The organism is Phenylobacterium sp., from assembly GCF_037968635.1.
In the GTDB taxonomy this organism is placed as follows: domain Bacteria; phylum Pseudomonadota; class Alphaproteobacteria; order Caulobacterales; family Caulobacteraceae; genus Phenylobacterium.
This window is the reverse complement of record NZ_JBBKVV010000126.1, coordinates 1-14,444: the sequence shown is the minus strand read 5'-3', so window position 1 is coordinate 14,444 and position 14,444 is coordinate 1. Positions and strand designations below refer to the sequence as shown.

Below are 14,444 nucleotides of genomic sequence, written 5' to 3'. Positions count from 1 at the left end.
TTCAAATGGCCGATCACAGCAAGGGACGGAACGACCGGGAACACTGGCGCGGGAACCCCTATGGCCGGGATTGGGACGAAGCCGCCGCCGATTACCAGGCTGGAGAGGAAGATCGTCCGGGCGAGGGACGCAGCTTCGACAGGGGCTATGTCGGGCCTCGCTATGGCGCTGGCGGCTACACTGGATACACGGGGCGGGGCTACACCGGCGGCTACGGTCAGAACGGGACCGACCCCGGCGAACGGGTCTCGCCCTATGGCGATCGCGTCTATCGCGGGGATGGCGGGCGCCATGGGGGCGGACGCTATGACAGCGCGCCGCGCCAGGACCATCCGGGCGAGTATCGCACCTATCGCGATCCCGGCCATCGCGGCCTTGGCCCCCAAGGCTACACACGCAGCGACCAGCGCATCAACGAGGATGTCCACGACCGCCTGACCGACGATGATCACATCGACGCCTCGGGCATTGTCGTGGCCGTGCAGGACGGCGAGGTCACCCTGTCGGGCGTGATCCGCGACCGTCGCGCCAAGCACCATGCCGAGGCGATCATCGAGCACATCGGCGGCGTGAAGCACGTCCAGAACAATCTGCGGGTGGACGCGTCCGCCACGACCCGCGCTCCTGCCCCGATGGGGGAAAACACCGTCCTGCGCGATCAGGCCGAGGGCAAAAGCTAAGGGTGAAGACTCCTCATGTCGCCGGCTCTAGGTTGGCGGCGTGGAGGACACGTTCACAACCTGGATCGACCGTTGGGGCCTGACGCCCGACGGGGAGCCGTTCACCAGCCTTGGGGGGCGGCTCCTGCCTGTGCGGCAGGACGGGGTCGCCGCCATGCTTAAGGTCAGCCATGAGCCGGAAGAGATCGCAGGTGGCCTGCTGATGGCCTGGTGGGCGGGGCAGGGGGCCGCACCCGTGCTGGCCCACGAAGGCGAGGCTCTGCTCATGATCCGCGCCACCGGCGTGGGATCGCTCGCTGAGATGGCCAGATCCGGCCAGGACGATGAGGCCAGCCGGATCATCTGCACGGCCTTGGACGGCCTGCACGCACCTCGCGTCGGTAGACTGCCCTCCAGCCTCAAACCGTTGCCGGACTGGTTCCGGCAATTGGAGCCGGCCGCCAACCGCCACGGCGGCGTGCTGGCAAAGTCGCTGGCCATGTCGAAGGCGCTGCTGGCCGATCCGCGTGAGGTCTGCGTCCTGCACGGCGACGCCCACCACGGCAATTTCCTGGATTTTGACGAACTTGGCTGGCTGGCCATCGACCCCAAGGGCCTGATCGGCGACCGCGGCTTCGACTACGCAAACCTGCTCTGCAACCCGGACCTGGCCACAGCCGTCACCCCAGGCCGCATCGCGAGGCAGGTCTTGGTGGCGTCAGAGGCCGCCAGGCTGGAACCCCTGCGCATGATGCGGTGGCTGCTGGCCTACGCCGGTCTTTCGGCCTCCTGGACCCTGTCGGACGGCGAGAGCGCCGTCGGCGCGATGCAGATCGCCGAGATCGCAGCGGCGGAGCTGGGCGTCTAGACGGTCGCTAGGTGCTCGTTATCGCCCCGTTGCAGCGGATCGCGCAGAGGCTGGCCATGCTGCGCGAACTCAAGCGAGATCGAGTTGATGCAGTAGCGCAGCCTCGTCGGGGCCGGACCGTCGGGGAAGACGTGACCCTGGTGGCTGTCACAGCGGGCGCAACGGGTTTCGATGCGGATCATGCCGTAGCTGGTGTCCTTGATCGCCAGGACGTGGGCCTCGTCGATGGGGGCGAAGAAGCTGGGCCAGCCCGTGCCGCTCTCGAACTTGGTCCTGGCCTGGAACAACGGCAATCCGCAGAGGCGGCAGCAATAGGCGCCGTCCTGCTTGTTATCCAACAGACCGCCGCAGAAGGCCGCTTCGGTGCCGTGGTGCAGCAGCACCTCGGCCTCCTCGCGCGTGAGGTCGGCCTCGAGGCGCTTGCGTTCCGCTGCGTCGGGAGGTGTCAGGTCGAAACCGGACGGGGAGAGGGTGGCTTCTGGCGTGCTCATGGGGTCCAATCTAAGGTCTCTCCTCGCAGTACGGAAGCGCTTCAGGGGAGGTTACGTTCATGATCGGCCAGAGAAATCGTGGCTTCCGTCACGCACCCTCGAAACTGCGCTAAGACGTCAGACATGTTCTCAAAGATTCTGATCGCCAACCGCGGCGAAATCGCGGTCCGCATCATCAAGACCTGCCGCCGCATGGGGATCGCCACCGTGGTGGTCTATTCCGAGGCCGACGCCGACTCGATGGCCGTAGAGATGGCCGACGAGACAGTGTTCATCGGCGCCGCGCCGGCCTCTGAAAGCTACCTGGTGGCCGACAAGATCGTCGCCGCGGCCCGGCAAACTGGCGCGGAGGCCATCCATCCCGGATTCGGCTTCCTCTCCGAGAACGCCGGCTTCGCCAGACGGCTGGAGAAGGAGGGGATCGTTTTCATCGGTCCCAATCCCCACGCCATCGAGGCCATGGGCGACAAGATCGAGAGTAAGAAGTTCGCCACCAAGGCCAACATCTCCGTGGTCCCCGGCCACGTGGGCGAGATTGACGACACCGCCCACGCCATCAAGATCTCCGAGGACATCGGCTATCCGGTGATGATCAAGGCCTCTGCCGGCGGCGGCGGCAAGGGCATCCGCGTCGCCTGGAATCAGAAGGACGTGGAGGAGGGCTTTCCAGCCGTGAAGGCGGAGGCCAAGTCCAGCTTCGGCGACGACCGCATCTTCAACGAGAAGTTCATCGAGAGCCCTCGCCACATCGAGATCCAGGTGCTCGGCGACAAGCATGGCAATGTCGTCCACCTGTTCGAGCGCGAGTGCTCCATCCAGCGCCGCAATCAGAAGGTCATCGAAGAGGCCCCGTCGCCTCTGCTGGACGAGGAAACCCGCGCCGCCATGGGCGCCCAGGCCGTGGCCCTGGCCAAGGCCGTGAACTACGACTCCGCCGGCACCGTCGAGTTCGTGGCCGGCCAGGACAAGAGCTTCTTCTTCCTGGAGATGAACACCCGCCTGCAGGTGGAGCACCCGGTCACCGAACTGATCACTGGGGTCGATCTCGTGGAGCAGATGATCCGCTCGGCCTATGGCGAGACGCTGGCCTTCGCGCAGGAGGACTTGGCGATCAATGGCTGGTCCATCGAGAGCCGCATCTATGCCGAGGACCCCTATCGCGGCTTCTTGCCCTCCATCGGCCGCCTGGTGCGCTACTATCCACCGGAAGAGGGCAAGGCGGGCGACCAGATCGTGCGCAACGACGCCGGCGTCCGCGAGGGCGACGAGATCTCGATGTACTACGATCCCATGATCTCCAAGCTGTCGACCTGGGCGCCCACGCGTCTGGCCGCCATCGACGCCATGGGCCGGGCCCTGGAGGACTTTCACATCGAGGGCCTGGGCCAGAACATCCCGTTCCTGGCGGCGGTCATGGACCAGGAGCGGTTCCGCTCGGGCAAGCTGTCCACCAACTATATCAAGGATGAGTTCCCCGAGGGTTTCCTGGGGACCGCGCCTACCGATTGGCAGCGCGATCTGGTGTCGGCCGTGGCCTGCGCCATGCATCGCATCGTCACGGCCCGCTCCGCCCCCCAATTGCTGCGCGACGAGTGGATCGTCATCGCCGGCCAGGACAAGCGCCTGGTGCGCCTCTCCAACGGCGGGGCGGCCTACCGGGTGGAGTATCTCAACGAGAGCCGCGCCCTGACTCTGTCGGAGGTCGACTGGCGGCCGGGAAAACACGTGTTCCGCGGTGTGCTCGACGGCAAGGCCTTCACCGTGGCGGTGAAGCCCGCCCCGGAAGGCTTCGTGATCCGTCACCGGGCCACGACGCTGAACGTCCTTGTCCTGACCCCCCGCTCCGCCGAACTGCATGAGAAGCTGCCACCCAAGAAGGCCGCTGACACGTCGAAGATGATCCTCTCGCCCATGCCGGGCCTAGTGGTGACCCTGGACGTGATCCCGGGCCAGCTGGTGCGGGCCGGGGAGGCGGTCTGCGTGGTTGAGGCCATGAAGATGCAGAACATCATCCGCGCCGAACGGGACGGCACCGTGAAGACCGTCGGCGCCAAGGCCGGTGACTCGGTCGCCGCCGACGAGGTGCTGGTGGAGTTCGCCTGATGCAGACCGATTGGGCGGCGCTGTTTCTGACCGCCAACGGCCGGTTGGGACGTACGCCGTTCCTGGTCGGCGCGGCGGTGCTCATCGCCCTGGGCGCCCTCTACGAGGCGGCCGCGGGTGTCACGATCCATTGGCTGACGGGCTGGTTCGTCTATCCGGCGTTGATCTACGGCGGCGCCTGTGTGCTGTCCAAGCGCCTGCACGACCGCGGCAAGTCCGGCTGGTGGGCGGCGGTGATCCTGTTCTGCCTTGTGGCCGTCTGGCAGCCGCCGATGAACCCCGCCGATGTCCTGCTGTCGCTGCTGCTGGTCTGGGCGGTGGTGGAACTCGGCGTCATGGGCGGCGAGCAAGGCACTAATCGCTACGGCGCCAATCCGCTCAGGACCGTGGCGGCCTGAGACCCGACGTTTGACGAACGCATTCCTCTGTGGTTATAGGTGAATCAATAGCCCGCAGGTTATCGATCCCAATGCCCGACGCCCACGACGTGCTCTTCAGAACCCTCGCAGACCCCACCCGCCGTGGGATCTTCGAGCGCCTGTGCCGCGAGGGCGAGCAGACGGTTGGCGCGCTGACGGCGCAGGCCGGGGTCTCGCAGCCCGCGGTCTCCAAGCACCTCGGGGTGTTGAAGCAGGCCGGTCTGGTGCGGGACCGTCACGAAGGCCGACAGACCCACTACAGCGCCCAGCCCGGCGCCCTGACGCCCCTGACGGGCTGGGCCGACGAGATGGCGGGGTACTGGCAGAGTCGGTTCGACGCCCTCGAAGATCTCCTGAAGAGGATGGACCAATGAGCAGAACCGCCAGTGAGACACTCTCCGTCGTCGTCGAGCGCGAGATCGCCTATCCGCCGGAAAAAGTCTGGCGGGCTCTCACCCAGCCGCACCTCATCGAGGCGTGGCTCATGAAGAACGATTTCAAGGCCGTCGTAGGCGAGAGCTTCAGGCTTAGCGCCGAGTGGGGCGGCGTCGAATGCCTGGTCAAGACCGTCGAGTCCAACAAGATTCTGTCCTACACTTGGGACGGCAAGGGCCTTGAGAGCGTCGTCACCTGGACGCTAACCCCCACCAGCACGGGCACGCGTCTGCGCATGGAGCAGGTGGGCTTCCGCCCCGATCAGCAGCTGGCCTACCGCGGCGCCACAGCCGGGTGGCCCCGTTTCTTTGACAATTTGGAGAAGGTGCTGGCACGGGGCGACTAAGCCCCGCCGGCGCGGTCCATCTTCCTGAGGAGGCTTCCTTGAACATCTTGATCCGGCAGGTTCACCGTTGGGTGTGCATCGCCTTCATGCTGGGCGTCATCGCCAACATTGTGGCCATCTTCGTCCTGAAGCAGCAGACGCCCGCCTTCTGGGTTGGGCTGCTGGCCCTGATCCCACTGATCATGCTGCTGCTGACGGGCATCTACATGTTCGTGCTGCCCTATGTCGCCAAAGGGCGGCGCGCCGGGCGATAGGTGCAGCTATGAGCCACGAACCGAAGCTGCTCTCGGGCGGCAACCCGCAAATCCCGAAGGGGGAGAGCGACGCTCCCGTGCAGGCCTACATCGCCGCCATGCCGGACTGGAAGAGCTCGGTCGGACGCCGCATCGACGGGCTCATCGTCGAGGCCGTCCCGGGCGTTCGCAAGGCCGTGAAGTGGAACTCGCCCTTCTACGGCGTGGACGGCGATGGCTGGTTCCTCAGCCTGCATGTCTACACACACTACATCAAGGTAGCCTTCTTCCGCGGCAGATCGCTGGAGCCTGTGCCACCCGAGCCGTCCAAGAGCCGGGACACCCGCTACCTGAACATCCGCGAGACCGAGCCGCTCGACGAAGCCCAGTTCACCGACTGGGTGAAGCAGGCCAGCGCGCTGCCCGGCGAACACATGTGAGCGAGCGAATATGACCGTGCAGGCGACCGACGCAGAAACCGAGGCTGGGGCTTCTCCTTCCAAGCTCATCGACGCCAGGATCAAGGGCCTGGCGGACTGGCGAGGCGAGACCCTGGCGCATGTCCGGAGTCTCATCCGGCAGGCCGATCCGGAGGTGGTCGAGACCTGGAAGTGGCGCGGGGTGCCCGTGTGGGAGCATGACGGAATCATCTGCACCGGCGAAACCTACAAGGCTGTGGTGAAGCTGACCTTCGCCAAGGGCGCGGCGCTGGAGGATCCTGCAGTCCTCTTCAACTCCAGCCTCGAGGGCAATACCCGCCGGGCCATCGACATCCCCGAGGGTGCAAAGATAGACGAGGCGGCCTTCAAGGCGGTGATCCGCGCCGCCGTGGCGCTGAACACCGAGAAGAGCTCGAAGATGAAGCCCAAGGGCGCCTGACCGGCTAGATCGGCGCGTCGGCCCGCGTCACCGGCCCGAACACCTGAGCGAAGCTTTTCATCAGGGCGGCGTCGGCCTCGTCCATGGTCACCGGCAGGCCCAGGTCCACCAGGCTGGTGACGCCGTGCTCGCTCTGGCCGCAGGGGATGATGCCCGAGAAGTGGCTGAGGTCGGGCTCCACGTTCAGCGAGACGCCGTGGAACGACACCCAGCGGCGCAGCTTCACGCCGACGGCGGCGATCTTGTCCTCGCGAATCGGCGCGCCGGACACCCGCCGTTCGACCCAGACCCCGACCCGGCCGTCGCGAATCTCTCCGGTCACATTGAATCGAGCCAGCGCCTCGATGATCCAGGTCTCCAGGCCAGCGACGAAAGCGCGCACGTCGCGCCGCCGGGCGCTCAAATCCAGCATCACATAGGCCACCCGCTGACCGGGCCCGTGATAGGTGAACTGTCCGCCGCGCGCCGTCGGGAAGACCGGAAACCGGTCCGGTTCCAGCAAATCGGCCGATTTCGCGGAGATTCCGGCGGTGTAGAGCGGCGGATGCTCCAAAAGCCACACCATTTCGCCAGCGGAGCCCTCGGCGATGGCGGCGGCGCGGGCCTCCATGGCCGCGACGGCGGCCTCGTAGCCGACATAGCCGGTCGAAACCGCCCATTCCACGGGCGCGCTATCGGCCCTTCCGAAATAGGACGCGGAGACTTCAGCATTTAACGACCGGTCAAGCATGTCAGCGCCAATGTGGGCCTAAGGAACAGGGGGCGCAAAGCCCCCTTTGATTTCTTAGTGTTTTTTGATGGGTGGGGTTTTGGGTCAGGTTAACGCCGTCAACGTCGAGATATCGGTCGTGCTGGGTCGTTCCACCCTGCCTATGCAGCAATTGCTGCGGATGGGTCGAGGGGCGGTGATCCCGCTGGACGCTGGTGTCAACGAAGAGGTGTGGATCCTGGCCAATAACCACCCCGTGGCCCGCGGCGAGATCCAGATTAACGAGGATCGCATCTCCATCGCCGTCACCCGCGCGGCCGATGTTTACGACTATATGGCCGGCGGCTAGCCAGAACGCTTCACAAACGCGCGGGGGTTTGCTACCTGCCGCGCCTCACCACGAGCGGTCGTGGCGGAATTGGTAGACGCGCAGCGTTGAGGTCGCTGTGGGGCAACCCGTGGAAGTTCGAGTCTTCTCGACCGCACCAGTGAATCAGGGTCTTTCGCAGCTGCAGAGCTAGAGCATCGTCATACGTCAGGAGGGGAGGTCCGCATGAGTCGCGACACCGAACATCCTACGCAGGACGACGTTCTGGACCTGCGGGCTTCGAGAGGGAGCCTGACGTCCGCCGAGGTCGAGGACCTCGAGGATCTCGCCCTTGGCGAGGACTACGCCCTAAACCCTGACTTCGTAGCCATGGTCGTCGATGCGATCGACCGTGGCGACGCCGAGCGCCTGCGCGAACTGCTTGCGGCGCTGCATCCGGCCGACGTCGCCGACCTGATGGGCTTTCTACCGTCCGACTACCGCTCCGAGGTCGTGGCTCACCTCGATCCCGAAGCGCTCGCAGAAATCCTCTCCGAACTGGACACCGAGATCCGCGAGGACGTGCTGGAGCACGTGCCCTCCGAGATTCTCGCAAAGGCCCTTGGCGAGATGGACTCCGACGACGCGGTGGACGTCGTCGATGACCTGGAGGACGACAAGCGCGCCCAGGTGCTGGCGGCATTGCCCGAGATGGAACGCTCGGCCATCGAGAGCAGCCTGGCCTATGAGGACGAGACCGCCGGCCGCCTGATGCAACGCGAGGTGGTCTGGGCTCCGCAGTTCTGGACCGTCGGCCAGACCATCGAGCACTTCCTGAAGGAAGGCGACGAACTGCCTGAACTGTTCTTCGACGTCTATGTCGTTGATCCGGCCCACAAGCCCGTCGGCGCGGTTCCCGTCAGCCATCTGCTGCGAACCCGTCGTGACGCGCCGCTCGCCCAGGTCATGGAACCGATCACCGAGATCCCGGTCCAGATGGACCAGGAGGAGGTGGCCTACATCTTCGACAAATACCACCTGATCTCCGCCCCCGTCGTGGAGCCGGGCGGTCGGCTGGTGGGTCAGATCACCGTCGACGACATTGTGGGCGTCATCCAGGACGAGAGCGAAGAGGACATCCTCGCCCTGGCGGGGGTTTCCGACGCCGGCCGCGACGCCGGCGTCCTGGGCATCGTGCGCTCGCGCCTGCCCTGGCTGGTCCTCAACCTGCTTACCGCCACCGTCGCCGTCAGCGTCATCGCCGCCTTCCAGGCAGAGATCACCAAGCTGGTCACCCTGGCGGTCATCATGCCGATCGTGGCCTCCCTGGGAGGTAACGCCGGCACCCAGACGTTGGCGGTGGCCGTCCGCGCCCTAGCTAACCGCGAGCTGAACGCGTCGAACGCCATGCGTATCTTCCTGCGCGAGATCAGTGTCGGCGTTCTCAATGGTGCGACCCTGGCCGCCATCATGTCGGTGGCCGTCTTCTTCTGGTTCCACGACCCGCGTCTGTCGGTCACGGTGGGACTGGCCCTGATCGTGAATGTGTCCATCGCTGCGGTGGTAGGAACCCTCGTGCCCTTGACCCTTGATCGCCTTGGACGCGATCCGGCGGTCTCCTCGTCGGTGTTCGTCACATTCGTGACCGACTTCATGGGTTTCCTGTCCTTCCTGGGCCTGGCGGCTGTGATCCTGTTGTAAGCGGCCTCTATCTTGCCCGTTGAGACCCAAGCGCTCCGGCGCCTGTCTCAAACTGGGTCAACTGGTCATGAAGCCGCGTCATCAAGTTTCCCGAACTGCGATCGACCTGATCAAGCGGTTCGAAGGTTACCGCCGCAAGTCCGCACAGCTCGCCGACAGCCGCTGGACCATTGGCTATGGCCACACGCTCACCGCCCGCGAAGGCGCGGAAGTCTCGGAACAGGACGCCGAGGCGCTGCTGCTCTACGACCTGATCGCGGTCGCCCATTCGGTCAACGAGTGGACCTACACCCCGCTGACTCAGAACCAGTTCGATTCGCTGTGCGCCTTCGCCTTCAACATCGGCGTCGACAACTTCCGTCGCTCCTCGGTCCTGCGCCGTGTGAACGAGGGGCAACTGTTGCAGGCCGCCTGCGCCATGGAGCTGTGGCGCAAGGCCGACTTCGAGGGCGAACGCATCGTCATCGATGCCCTGGTCCGCCGCCGCTCGGCTGAGAAGACCCTGTTTCTAACCCCGACTCACGGCTGGGTCCCGGCCCCGTCGCCGATCCTTCGTCCCAATGTGGATATGGACGCCGCCGGCGCCGTGCCGCGCGAAACCCCCACCGCGCTGAAGGCGCCGATGGACGGCCCGCGCGCCATCGTCGAGCGTGAAACCGACGTCGTGGCTCCGCATGCCGCACCGGTGCTGCCCGTCGAAGCCATGGCGCCCGTCGCCCTTGCGACGCCCCAGCCTGCTCCGCCCATCGTGCCCGTCGTGCCGGACGAAGAGCTGCCGAGCCCGACTCAGACCGCCGCAGCCAGCGTCACCTCGCGCCTCTCCACCATCTTCCGCGACACCACGGCCGAGGAACCGACGGTCCAAGCGCCCTTCGAGCCAGCGCCCGTGAGTCAGGCCGCGCCGGAAGCTGAAGCCGCCGCGCCGGTCGAGGAGGCGCCGCAGCCGGTGGCGCCGCAGCCCTCATATGTGGAGCCGACCGCGCCACCTCCCGCCGCGCCGGTCGCAATGGCCGCAGGCGACCGCGCCTTCATCCTGACGCCGCCGGAAGAGACCTATCAGCCCGAGGTCGCCGAACGGCCCCGTCTGGAACTGCCCGTTGCGGCCAATGAATCGCATCCGACCCTGTTCGACCGCCAGACCTCTGCGGCCAACGATCAACTGGGCCTGCCGTCGCCGCCGCGCGAAGAGCGCCGGGTCTATATCGACGACACGCTGGAATACGACCCCGCCTTCGATCTGCTGGAGCCGGAACAACCCAAGCTGAGCTTGCCGCTGCTGATCGGCCTGACGGTGGTGGGCCTGGCCTTCTTCGCCGGGGGCCTGTTCTGGGCGGCCAGCGTCAGCCCCGACAGCGACGGCGGCCTGTTCAACCCTATGACCGTGGGCTGGATGGCGGCGCTCGCCGGCATCGGCTTCTTCGGTGTGGCGGTCTATCTGATGCTCGACCGGCTCGGCCGGGGCGACATCGACGAAGAAGACGACCTCGACGCCGAGTGACCACTTCCCGGGGGGGGATTGAGTGGGAAGGGGCCTGGCGCGTACCGCCGGGCCCCTTTCTCGTTTCGGGCGCGCTCGCGGCGAAGCGGGCTGCGTGCTAACACCGCCCCATGATCCCGAACCATGGACCTTCGCTGGATTTCGGACTTGGCGAGACCGCCGAGGCTATCCGCGATACTACCCAGCGCTTCGCCGCTGATCGCATCGCGCCCCTGGCCGCCGAAATCGACGCGACAAACACCTTCCCGCGCCTGCTCTGGCCGCAGATGGGGCAGCTTGGCCTGCACGGCATCACGGTCGAGGAAGAGTTCGGGGGCCTTGGCCTCGGCTACCTCGAGCACGTGGTGGCCATGGAGGAGGTGAGCCGCGCCTCCGCCTCGGTTGGCCTCTCCTACGGCGCCCACTCCAACCTCTGCGTGAACCAGATCCGCCGCTGGGGCTCGGAGGACCAGAAGCGCCGCTACCTGCCGGGCCTGATCTCCGGTGAGCACGTTGGCTCCCTGGCCATGAGCGAGAGCGGCTCGGGGTCCGACGTGGTCTCCATGAGCCTCAAGGCCGAGCAGCGCGGTGACCGCTACGTCCTGAACGGAACCAAGTTTTGGATCACCAACGCGCCGCATGCCGACGTTCTGGTGGTCTACGCGAAGACCGCGCCAGGCGAGAGTAGCAAGGGCATCAGCGCCTTCCTGATCGAGAGGGACTTCAAGGGTTTTTCGGTCGGCCAGAAGCTGGACAAGATGGGCATGCGCGGCTCTGACACCGGGGAACTGGTGTTCGAGGACTGCGAGGTTCCGGAAGAGAACGTCATGGGGCCCGTGAACGGCGGCGTCGGCGTGCTGATGAGTGGCCTGGACTATGAACGCACCGTGCTCTCGGGCGGGCCGCTGGGGATCATGCAGGCCTGCCTGGACGTGGTCCTGCCCTATGTCCGTGAGCGCAAGCAGTTCGGAAAGCCCATCGGTTCTTTTCAACTGATGCAGGGCAAGGTGGCCGACATGTACGTCGCCTTGAACTCCGCGCGGGCCTACGTCTATGCGGTGGCCAAGGCCTGCGACGCCGGGAGGACCACGCGGTTTGATGCGGCCGGCGCCATCCTGATGGCGTCAGAGAACGCCGTGAAGGTCAGCCTGGAGGCTATCCAGGCCCTGGGCGGGGCGGGCTACACCAAGGACTATTCGGCCGAGCGCCTGCTGCGGGACGCCAAGCTCTACGACATCGGCGCCGGCACCAACGAAATCCGCCGCTATCTGATCGGGCGCGAACTGATCGGCGCCTAGGACAAGCCACGTCAACGGTTTCTACACCGGCGATTCACCTTAGATAGGCAGACCGCGCCGGGGGGCGGAGGTGAGAACGATGCGAACCGCCCTCGGCCTGCTGCCGCTGCTGCTGCTTGCGAGTTGCGCCAGTCTGGAACCCCGGCGCGCCTGCGCGCCCGGGGAGGAGCCCATGCGCACCGCCCAGCTGTTCTTTGGCCAGAACATTGGCGACAAGCCTGGCGTCTCGGATGTCGACTTCCGCAAGTTCACCGACGAGGTCCTGACCCCGCGCTTTCCGGAGGGCCTGACGGTCCTTGATGGCGGTGGCCAGTGGACTGGGGCCGAGAACAAATTGATCCGCGAGGCGGCCAAGGTGGTGGTGCTGGTGCTACCCAAGGAACGCGGCGACACCCAACGCAAGCTGGGCGAGGTGCGGCAGGCCTATATCCAGCGTTTCCACCAGGACAGCGTGATGATGATCAGTCAGCGGGCTTGCGTGTCGTTTTAAGTCCGGAACCCGACTCGCCGCCCAGGGGTTTGATCTCCCGAACTCAGGAGAAGAACCCCATGCGTAAGATCCTCATGCTAGCCCCCGCCGCCATCATCGCCATGACCCTGGCGGCCTGCGGCACCACTGTCACTGAACGCGCCGCCACCGGCGCTCTGGGCGGCGCGGCCGTCGGGGCGGTGGTCAGCGGCGACGCCAAGGGCGCGCTCGCGGGCGCCGCCATCGGCGGTGTCGCCGGCGCGGCCACGACCCCGCGTCGCTAACACCCTCTAGTCGAGCCCGACGGCCATGGCTCTCAGAGCCATGGCCGTCGCGGCGTCGGCCGGGAAGAAGGCTTCCAACGTCAGTTCAGACAAGGTCACGTCCACCGGAGTGCCGAACACCGTGGTCGTCGATAGGAACGATAGAACACCGCCTTCCGCCGTCCTCAACTGGAACGGGATCGCCACCCCCGCGAGCGCGTCTGTAGGCGTGCGCGGCGCCTGTCCGCCAGGGATCGGATAGGCTCTGACCTCGGTCAGCAGGTCGGCCAGCCCCTGATCGGCCGTCAGTTCCACCTCCCGCCGCAACCGATCCAGGATGTGGGCGCGCCATTCGTGGAAGTTGTCCGTGCTCCGCGCCAAGCCGCGCGGATGCAGGCTCAGTCGGATGACATTCAGCGGTGGCGCCAGCAGATCAGCGTCGATGCCCGTCAGCAGCGCCGCGACCATTCGATTCGCACTGACCAGGTTCCACTGTCGGTCCACCGCCATGGCCGGGAACGGCTCATGACCCGTAAGGATCAGGCCCACCGCACGCCGGGCCGCCGCCAAGGCGGGGTCGTCGAGCGACCGTTGCGGAAAGACCGGCGCGAAGCCCGCCGCCACCAGGATCACATTGCGGTCTCGCAACGGGATTTCGAGCTGGTCGGTCAGGCGCAGCAGCATGTCGCGGCTCGGCTGAGCGCGGCCGGTCTCCACAAAACTCAGGTGTCGGGTCGAGATATCGGCCTCCAGGGCGAGGTCGAGCTGGCTCATCCGACGCCGCTGGCGCCAGTCACGAAGATGGTCGCCCACCGCGGTTGCTGTTCCGATCATGACGCGAGGATAGCTCCGAGCCGGCGCGGGCTCCATGACCTGGCAGGTAATCGCGCGGTTTCCCGGACGTCGTCAGTCTCTCCCCATGCCGCGACGGTTCGCGGTCTTAAGGAGACCTGCCCGTGCTTGAAGCGTTGATCGACAGCTACATCGCCGTCTGGAACGAGACTGACGGCGCCGCCCGCTACGCCCTGGTGACAAAGATCTGGGAGCCGGACGCCCGCTATATTGACCCCATGACGTCGGGGCAGGGTCACGACGGCATCGACGCCATGATCGGCGCGGCCCAAGGCCAGTTCCCCGGCATGACCTTCTCTCGACGCGGGACGCTGGACGCCTTCGGCGACCGAGTCCGTTTTAGTTGGGACCTGGGTCCGGCCGGCGCGGCGCCGGTCGCTGGTGGAACCGACTTCGCGGTGGTCACGGATGGCCGTTTCGCCAATGTCACCGGGTTCCTGGACTTCACACCCGGCTGATCTCCAGACATGCGAAAGGCCGCCGGGGGCGCCCGGCGGCCTTTCCACTGTCAGACCCGGCGCGGCTCTCGCAAGCCTCTCCAGGCACGCCTAAGGTCTGCAGCGTCCGCTCGAAGGGAGGCCTCAGCGGGGGCGCGAGACGGAACCCTGAGCAGATGCGTTGACGCCGACCGACGCGTCAGCCCCGTCCCGCGAGGCGTTGGCCGACGTTTTGGCCGAGGCATCGGCGTCGGCGTTCGCGTTGACGGACCTGGCCGTACGCAATGCAGCGCGCTTGGCGGCGCGGGCTTCGGCGCGGGCCTGGCGGGCAGTCTGGGCCGCGGTGTCGCGAGCATAGTCGGCCGTGCTGCTGGCGGTGTCGCGGGCATAGCCGCCGGCGCCGCGAACCGTGGAGCCGACCCCGCTGGTATCCAACGAGCCTCCGAGTGAGCCGGAACCCATCACTCCGCCGCCAGCTCCGCCGACCATGCCGCCGAC

Annotated in this window: 20 protein-coding genes and 1 tRNA gene; 17 read left to right on the top strand and 4 right to left on the bottom strand. The window is 66.3% G+C overall.

Annotation, left to right across the window (positions count from 1 at the left end; genetic code table 11):
* The first annotated feature begins 5 nt into the window (after positions 1 to 5).
* Both AAC997_RS15420 and AAC997_RS15415 read left to right on the top strand, forming a co-directional pair.
* On the top strand, positions 6 to 680 hold the full coding sequence (locus tag AAC997_RS15420) for a BON domain-containing protein (RefSeq protein ID WP_340646584.1): 675 nt from the start codon (positions 6 to 8) through the stop codon (positions 678 to 680).
* A 40-nt stretch (positions 681 to 720) separates the two neighbouring features.
* Positions 721 to 1,527 carry an aminoglycoside phosphotransferase family protein gene (locus AAC997_RS15415; protein ID WP_340646583.1) on the top strand — a complete coding sequence of 269 codons (807 nt, stop codon included), beginning with the start codon at positions 721 to 723 and terminating at the stop codon, positions 1,525 to 1,527.
* On the opposite strand, the gene msrB is transcribed toward AAC997_RS15415, so the two are convergent.
* On the bottom strand, positions 1,524 to 2,018 hold the full coding sequence (gene msrB / locus AAC997_RS15410; RefSeq protein ID WP_340646582.1) for a peptide-methionine (R)-S-oxide reductase MsrB: 495 nt from the start codon (positions 2,016 to 2,018) through the stop codon (positions 1,524 to 1,526). The genes AAC997_RS15415 and msrB overlap by 4 nt on opposite strands.
* Positions 2,019 to 2,141: 123 nt before the next feature.
* Between msrB and AAC997_RS15405 the strand changes: the two genes are divergently transcribed.
* From AAC997_RS15405 to AAC997_RS15375, 7 genes are all read left to right on the top strand, one after another.
* The gene (locus AAC997_RS15405) at positions 2,142 to 4,121 is read left to right on the top strand and encodes an acetyl/propionyl/methylcrotonyl-CoA carboxylase subunit alpha (RefSeq protein ID WP_340646581.1); all 1,980 of its coding nucleotides are present in this window, start codon (positions 2,142 to 2,144) and stop codon (positions 4,119 to 4,121) included.
* The gene (locus AAC997_RS15400; RefSeq protein ID WP_340646580.1) at positions 4,121 to 4,519 is read left to right on the top strand and encodes a DUF805 domain-containing protein; all 399 of its coding nucleotides are present in this window, start codon (positions 4,121 to 4,123) and stop codon (positions 4,517 to 4,519) included. The genes AAC997_RS15405 and AAC997_RS15400 overlap by 1 nt, the downstream gene beginning before the upstream one ends.
* Before the next feature lie 71 nt (positions 4,520 to 4,590).
* Positions 4,591 to 4,914: a metalloregulator ArsR/SmtB family transcription factor gene (locus AAC997_RS15395; RefSeq protein ID WP_340646579.1), complete on the top strand. Its 324-nt coding sequence runs from the start codon at positions 4,591 to 4,593 to the stop codon at positions 4,912 to 4,914.
* On the top strand, positions 4,911 to 5,321 hold the full coding sequence (locus AAC997_RS15390) for an SRPBCC domain-containing protein (protein ID WP_340646578.1): 411 nt from the start codon (positions 4,911 to 4,913) through the stop codon (positions 5,319 to 5,321). The genes AAC997_RS15395 and AAC997_RS15390 overlap by 4 nt, the downstream gene beginning before the upstream one ends.
* 38 nt (positions 5,322 to 5,359) lie before the next feature.
* Positions 5,360 to 5,575: a hypothetical protein gene (locus AAC997_RS15385; protein WP_340646577.1), complete on the top strand. Its 216-nt coding sequence runs from the start codon at positions 5,360 to 5,362 to the stop codon at positions 5,573 to 5,575.
* Between the two features lie 8 nt (positions 5,576 to 5,583).
* On the top strand, positions 5,584 to 5,994 hold the full coding sequence (locus AAC997_RS15380; protein WP_340646576.1) for a DUF1801 domain-containing protein: 411 nt from the start codon (positions 5,584 to 5,586) through the stop codon (positions 5,992 to 5,994).
* A 10-nt stretch (positions 5,995 to 6,004) separates the two neighbouring features.
* Complete coding sequence (locus AAC997_RS15375) at positions 6,005 to 6,433, top strand: DUF1801 domain-containing protein (protein WP_340646575.1); 429 nt, start codon at positions 6,005 to 6,007, stop codon at positions 6,431 to 6,433.
* Between the two features lie 4 nt (positions 6,434 to 6,437).
* On the opposite strand, the gene lipB is transcribed toward AAC997_RS15375, so the two are convergent.
* On the bottom strand, positions 6,438 to 7,163 hold the full coding sequence (lipB, locus tag AAC997_RS15370; protein WP_340646574.1) for a lipoyl(octanoyl) transferase LipB: 726 nt from the start codon (positions 7,161 to 7,163) through the stop codon (positions 6,438 to 6,440).
* A gap of 67 nt (positions 7,164 to 7,230) precedes the next feature.
* On the opposite strand from lipB, the gene AAC997_RS15365 reads away from it, so the two are divergent.
* The 7 genes from AAC997_RS15365 to AAC997_RS15335 all read left to right on the top strand — a co-directional run bounded on the left by AAC997_RS15365 (position 7,231) and on the right by AAC997_RS15335 (position 12,678).
* Positions 7,231 to 7,491: a FliM/FliN family flagellar motor switch protein gene (locus AAC997_RS15365; protein ID WP_215339996.1), complete on the top strand. Its 261-nt coding sequence runs from the start codon at positions 7,231 to 7,233 to the stop codon at positions 7,489 to 7,491.
* A 54-nt stretch (positions 7,492 to 7,545) separates the two neighbouring features.
* Positions 7,546 to 7,630: transfer RNA gene (locus AAC997_RS15360), tRNA-Leu, on the top strand.
* A gap of 65 nt (positions 7,631 to 7,695) precedes the next feature.
* Entirely contained in the window at positions 7,696 to 9,150 is a 1,455-nt protein-coding gene (gene mgtE / locus AAC997_RS15355) for a magnesium transporter (RefSeq protein ID WP_340646573.1), read from the top strand.
* Positions 9,151 to 9,217: 67 nt separating this feature from the next.
* Positions 9,218 to 10,648 carry a glycoside hydrolase family protein gene (locus tag AAC997_RS15350; RefSeq protein WP_340646572.1) on the top strand — a complete coding sequence of 477 codons (1,431 nt, stop codon included), beginning with the start codon at positions 9,218 to 9,220 and terminating at the stop codon, positions 10,646 to 10,648.
* Between the two features lie 110 nt (positions 10,649 to 10,758).
* Positions 10,759 to 11,925, top strand: a complete 1,167-nt coding sequence (locus tag AAC997_RS15345) for an isovaleryl-CoA dehydrogenase (RefSeq protein ID WP_340646571.1) — start codon at positions 10,759 to 10,761, stop codon at positions 11,923 to 11,925.
* 79 nt (positions 11,926 to 12,004) lie between these two features.
* Complete coding sequence (locus AAC997_RS15340; RefSeq protein WP_340646570.1) at positions 12,005 to 12,415, top strand: DUF3574 domain-containing protein; 411 nt, start codon at positions 12,005 to 12,007, stop codon at positions 12,413 to 12,415.
* A 59-nt stretch (positions 12,416 to 12,474) separates the two neighbouring features.
* A complete protein-coding gene (locus AAC997_RS15335) occupies positions 12,475 to 12,678 on the top strand; it encodes a hypothetical protein (RefSeq protein WP_340646569.1) in 204 nt (67 codons plus the stop codon).
* Between the two features lie 6 nt (positions 12,679 to 12,684).
* On the opposite strand, the gene AAC997_RS15330 is transcribed toward AAC997_RS15335, so the two are convergent.
* On the bottom strand, positions 12,685 to 13,491 hold the full coding sequence (locus AAC997_RS15330) for a helix-turn-helix transcriptional regulator (RefSeq protein WP_340646568.1): 807 nt from the start codon (positions 13,489 to 13,491) through the stop codon (positions 12,685 to 12,687).
* A gap of 122 nt (positions 13,492 to 13,613) precedes the next feature.
* Here AAC997_RS15330 and AAC997_RS15325 point away from each other — a divergent pair, with 122 nt between their 5' ends.
* Entirely contained in the window at positions 13,614 to 13,967 is a 354-nt protein-coding gene (locus tag AAC997_RS15325; RefSeq protein WP_340646567.1) for a nuclear transport factor 2 family protein, read from the top strand.
* Between the two features lie 123 nt (positions 13,968 to 14,090).
* On the opposite strand, the gene AAC997_RS15320 is transcribed toward AAC997_RS15325, so the two are convergent.
* The coding region (locus AAC997_RS15320) for a hypothetical protein (protein ID WP_340646566.1) at positions 14,091 to 14,444 on the bottom strand (354 nt) is incomplete at its 5' end.